Raw genomic sequence first — 4619 nt, forward strand, 5'->3', positions numbered from 1 at the left:
CACGTTCCCGGCGTACAGCAGCTGGGGCGGGTGCGCCGGCGGATCGGTCGGGGTGCCGGGCGCGGCCGTCGTCCGGACCCCGCCGGGCCGGGCCGCCCAGGCGCCCAGGGCCCTGGTGAGCAGGGCCCGGTCGGCGGTCCGGGAGCCCCGGGCGGGCCAGGCGGTGAAGTCCACGCGGGCGGTGTCGGCCCAGGCCCCGGCCGGGACCCTGCCCAGCCGGGCGGGGTCGAGCACCCCGGCGGCGACGGGTCCGGCCGCCGGCGCCGCTTCGGTGCGCGGGGGCGAGGAGTCGGCCGCGAGGACCCCGCAGACCAGCGCCAGCACGGCCGCCGCGGCCCACCCGGCGCGGACCCCGCGGCGGCGGCGCAGCAGGTCGGTGGGGCGGGCGCTGACCACGCTGGCGTCGAACTCCGGGTTCCGCAGGACCGGCAGGAGCGTTTCCCCCACGGGTACGGCGAGCGCCTCCCGCACGGCGTCCGCCGCTGCGGCCGCACCCGCCGACCCGGCCGCACCCGCCGACCCGGCCGCACGCACCGACCCGGCCACGCCCGCCGCGCCCAGCACCCGGGCGACCGCCTCCTCGGGCAGTCCGTCGATCCGGTGCAGGACGAAGGCGGCCCGGACCGGGCCGGGCGCCTCCCCCAGCAGCCGGGCCGCCTCGTCGACGCCGCCCGCCGGGGGCCACAGCCGCAGCCCCCACACGAAGGGCGGGGTGAGCGGCCGGCCGGTCCGGGCCAGCAGGCGGCGGGCCCGTCCGGTGGGGGCGAGGACCGCGCGCAGGACGCGTACGCGCAGCTCCTCCAGGGGCCCGCCGGGGCTGTCGGGGCCGCCCGGCCCGCCGGGGGCGCGGCCACCGGGCCCCCTGGGCAGGGCGTGCTGGACGGCGCGGTGCGCCAGGAGGACCCGGGTGTGCCGGCCCAGGGAGGGCGGGAGGGTCACGTAGGCGAGGCGGACCAGCCGGGGGTACTGCTCGACGAGCACCGCCTCGGCCCGTTCGAAGGCCGTCCGGCCCGGGGGCGCGGGCGGCGCCGGGTACTGCGGGGACGCGGGCTCGGTCGGCCGGCCGGGCTGCCCGGAACCGGAACGCGGTGTTGTGGCCACGGTCGGACAAACGAGTGAATCATGGGATGGTCACACGCCGTGTCCGTGGCGGGCGCCCGCCACGGTTCCACCCCGCGTCCCGGCATATGCGTTCGCGCTGGCCGCACCCCCGATCGGTCGATATCGATCACCAACCGGTCATCACCAAACGTAATATTTCCAGGTTTCTTCTCTGCGCCCTCCGAGTGCGCCCGCGCTGCTTCCATGGACCCGCACAGGGGATGAGGTGGGGAACGGTGAGCGATGGCGGACCGGAGGAGTCCGGCGGGGCCGTGGGACTGCCCAGCCGCAGGCGGCAGCCGACGCCCATGAGCCAGTGGAGTCCGACCGCGCGCCTTTCGTACTGGGCCTTCCACGCCAACCGGCGGCCCGCGTACATGCGCTTCGCGTACCTCCAGCTCGGCTCCGACACGGCCGCCGAGGACGCCGTGGACGCCGCCTTCGAATCGATCATGAACGAGTGGCTCCGCATGCTGCACATGGACCGGCTCGACGCCTACGCCTGGACCGTCCTCAAGCAGCGCATCGTCGACTGGCAGCGGCGCCGCGACCCCCGCCACCACCGGCCCGAGCCGATGGACACCAGCGCCTTCGAGGCGGCCCTCAAGGAGGCCCACGCCGACCAGTACGAGGTGCTCACCGACACCATCCGCTTCTACTCGGCGGTCTCCCGCCTCGCCGAGCGCCAGCGGGACGCCGTGATGCTGCGCTACGGACTCCAGTGCACCCCCGGCGAGGCCGCCTCCGTGATGGGCGTAGACGAGGCCACCGTCCGCTCCCAGCTCGGACAGGCCCACCGCCGCCTCGCCCGGCTCCTCGACGCGTCCGCCGGATCATGAGGCCCCGCGAGACCGACGCCGACGGCGCCCCCGCAGGACCTCCGCGCGCGCTGGCCGAGTTCCTGGCCCGGGCGGGCGTGCGCGACCGCTACCCGCACTACGACCTCGGCGCGGCCGAGTCCCGGCTGCTGCGCGTCCCGCGCGCCCCCGGCGCGACCGCGGCGACGGTCAGGAACCGGCGCCGCCCCTTCGGCTGGAGCGACCCGGCCCGGGACTGTCCCCTCGACTCCGAACGGGCGCGCCGGGACCTCAAGGCCGCCTGCCTCGCCGTCGTCTGCGACCCTCGCGCCGCGCACGACCTCGGGCGGTTCACCGACGGCCATCAGGGCGACCCGCCCGGGGCGGTGGTCTTCGGCTGTCTGCTGCACCTCGCCGGGCTGCGCGAGGGCTCGCGCTTCTGGTGGCAGTTCGCCGCGGGCTCCGGCAGCCCCCGCACCGCCACCGCCGCGTACTGCCTCTTCCTCGACCACTCCCGCCGCGGCGAGCACCACGACGCCCGGCTCTGGGCACGGGAGCTGGGGCGGCGGGGATTCCGCCCCGGCGGCCGCCGCGAGCTGCGCGAGGTACGGCTGTGCGCCCAGGCGGCCGTCCTGCGCTACGTGGACCAGCCCGACGACCCCGACCTGGGCCCGGTGCCGCTGCCCCGGGCGGGGCTGCCCGCGGTGCTCGCCGCGTTCCTGCCGCCGCCCCCGCTCCCCGCGCGCGGGCCCGGCCCCGGACCGGGCCCGCTGCGCCGCCCCGCGCCGACGCCGGCCGCGCGGGGGACGGTCGTCCGGGCCGACCAGGGCGGGGCCCTGGCGGAGGCGCGGCGCGCACTGGCCGTCGTACGGGTCCTGGAGCGGCACCCCCTGGGGGTGCCGACCACCCGGCTCGCACGCGACTCCGGCCTGACCGAGGCGGCGCTGCGCCCGCTCCTGGCCATGCTGTGCGAGGAGCAGTACGCCTACCGGCCCGGGGCGGGGGTGTACGCGCCCGGCCCGGCCCTGGACCGGCTCGCCGCACCGGGCGGCACGGGCCTGGCAGGGCAGCTCCAGCGCACCCTCGCGCTGACCCGCGACAGCGCGGGCGCCGCCGTGTACCTCAGCCGGTACGCGCAGGACGAGGTCCGGATCGCGCGGAGGGAGGGCGGGCCGGGGGCTCCGCCGGTGCGGGAGTGGGTGGACTTCCGGGCGGCCGCGCCCGCCCGCGCGGCCGGCCCGTGCCCGCTGAGCCGGCCGGACCACCGGGACCGGGCCGGCCACGTACCCCGCCACCGCCCGGCCGGGCCGACGGCGCGGACGATCACCTACGGCCGGACCCTGTTCGGCGCCCTGGACGCGTTGGCCCCCGGCACCCCCGTCTTCGACCTGCGCGAGTACTCCCCCGGGGCCGTCCGCTCGGCGGTGCCGATCACCGCCGGCGGCGCCGCCGGGAGCCTCGCGCTCCCGCTGCCGGCGAGCCACGCGCACCGGCTGCGCTCCGCGGCCGAGGCCCTGCGCAGCAAGGCCGTACCGGTCCTCCTGGCCCTCCTCCTGTCCGGGGCCATCCCCCCGGACCCCGCCCCGGACGCCACCGCGGATCCCGCCCCCGCGACCGCCGCGGATCCCGCGCCCGCCCGCCCCGCCGCCCCGCCCGCGCCGGCCACCCCGCCCGGCCCGGCGTCCGCCACCCGCATGACCCCGGAGACCCTGCGCCTGCTGGGCCGGCTCTTCCGCACCCCGCTGACCCGCGCCACCGCCCCACGGGGCCCCCACCTGGTCAGCGACCCCGCGACGGCGGCGGCCTACCTCTTCGAGGCCGACGCCCCACCGGACCCCGACCGCCCCCGCCTCGCCCTCCCCCGCACCTTCACCCAGGTCACCCCGGGCACCCTCCCCGCCCCGAACGGCCTGGTGGTCCTCCACATGTGACCCCTCTTCCACGACGGCGACCGGCGAGCCCGCCGGACCCCCGGCCGGCCGGGGGTCCGGTAGATTCGATCAACAGCCGATCGGCAAGGGAAGCGGCCGGGTGCCGCGCACGTCACAGGGGGCGGGGAGTGCGGAGCCGACAGGGGCAGGACCACCGCCGGGAAGCGCTGCTGGAGTGCTGGCGCGCCATCGAGCTGTTCGGTCCTCCCGGCATCCCGGCATTACCCCGACGGCGTCCCGCCGCACGGTCCGGGCCGAGGAACGAGTACGTCGTCGACCTGACGCCGCTGCCGGGACGGGTGGCGCCGCACCTGCCGTGGGACGCCGACCATCCGGACACGGGCGCACGACGGGCACCGAACGGCCGGATGTGGCGGCACGAGGTCTATTGCGGGGTCTTCGATCTGGAGCTGCTCCGCCAGGCGATGATCGCCGTACTGCCCGAGGGGACCGATCCGGATCCCGGTGTGCCGCAGTCCGAGCTGACGCTGCCGGGCCAGAGCTCCATGTTCGCCCTGGTCGTGGACGAGGAGGGGCGACCGGTGGAGGACACGTCCGTGATCTCCGCCTGCGCCTGGGCCACCGGCCGCCTCTTCGATCCGGGACCCTCCGAACCGGGTTGGCTGGACGGCTTCGAGGACCTCGACGAGGCGTTCGGCGCGGCGATCGACGAGCTGACGGCCACCGCGATCCCCTACGGCTCCGCCGCCCCGGCCCCCGCCCCGGCCCCCGGCACGGCGTACGAGCAGCGGCCCGGCTCCGGCCGCGGGCCGGGAACCGCGGCCGGGGC

Annotated in this window: 2 protein-coding genes and 2 pseudogenes; 3 read left to right on the plus strand and 1 reads right to left on the minus strand. The window is 78.3% G+C overall.

Annotated features, from left to right (window positions below; all coding sequences use genetic code 11):
• Positions 1-1101 (minus strand): annotated as a pseudogene (locus tag ABZW32_RS38860) (hypothetical protein); the annotation flags it as partial.
• 236 nt (positions 1102-1337) lie between these two features.
• Here ABZW32_RS38860 and ABZW32_RS38865 point away from each other — a divergent pair.
• The 3 genes and pseudogenes from ABZW32_RS38865 to ABZW32_RS38875 all read left to right on the plus strand — a co-directional run.
• Positions 1338-1940 (plus strand): sigma-70 family RNA polymerase sigma factor, encoded by a 603-nt coding sequence (locus ABZW32_RS38865; RefSeq protein ID WP_356225513.1) that lies wholly within the window; start codon positions 1338-1340, stop codon positions 1938-1940.
• Positions 1937-3829, plus strand: a complete 1893-nt coding sequence (locus ABZW32_RS38870; RefSeq protein ID WP_356225515.1) for a hypothetical protein — start codon at positions 1937-1939, stop codon at positions 3827-3829. The genes ABZW32_RS38865 and ABZW32_RS38870 overlap by 4 nt, the downstream gene beginning before the upstream one ends.
• A 128-nt stretch (positions 3830-3957) precedes the next feature.
• Positions 3958-4619, plus strand: a pseudogene (locus ABZW32_RS38875) (hypothetical protein); the annotation flags it as partial.

Source organism: Streptomyces sp. NPDC004667, from assembly GCF_040609475.1.
Lineage (GTDB): Bacteria > Actinomycetota > Actinomycetes > Streptomycetales > Streptomycetaceae > Streptomyces.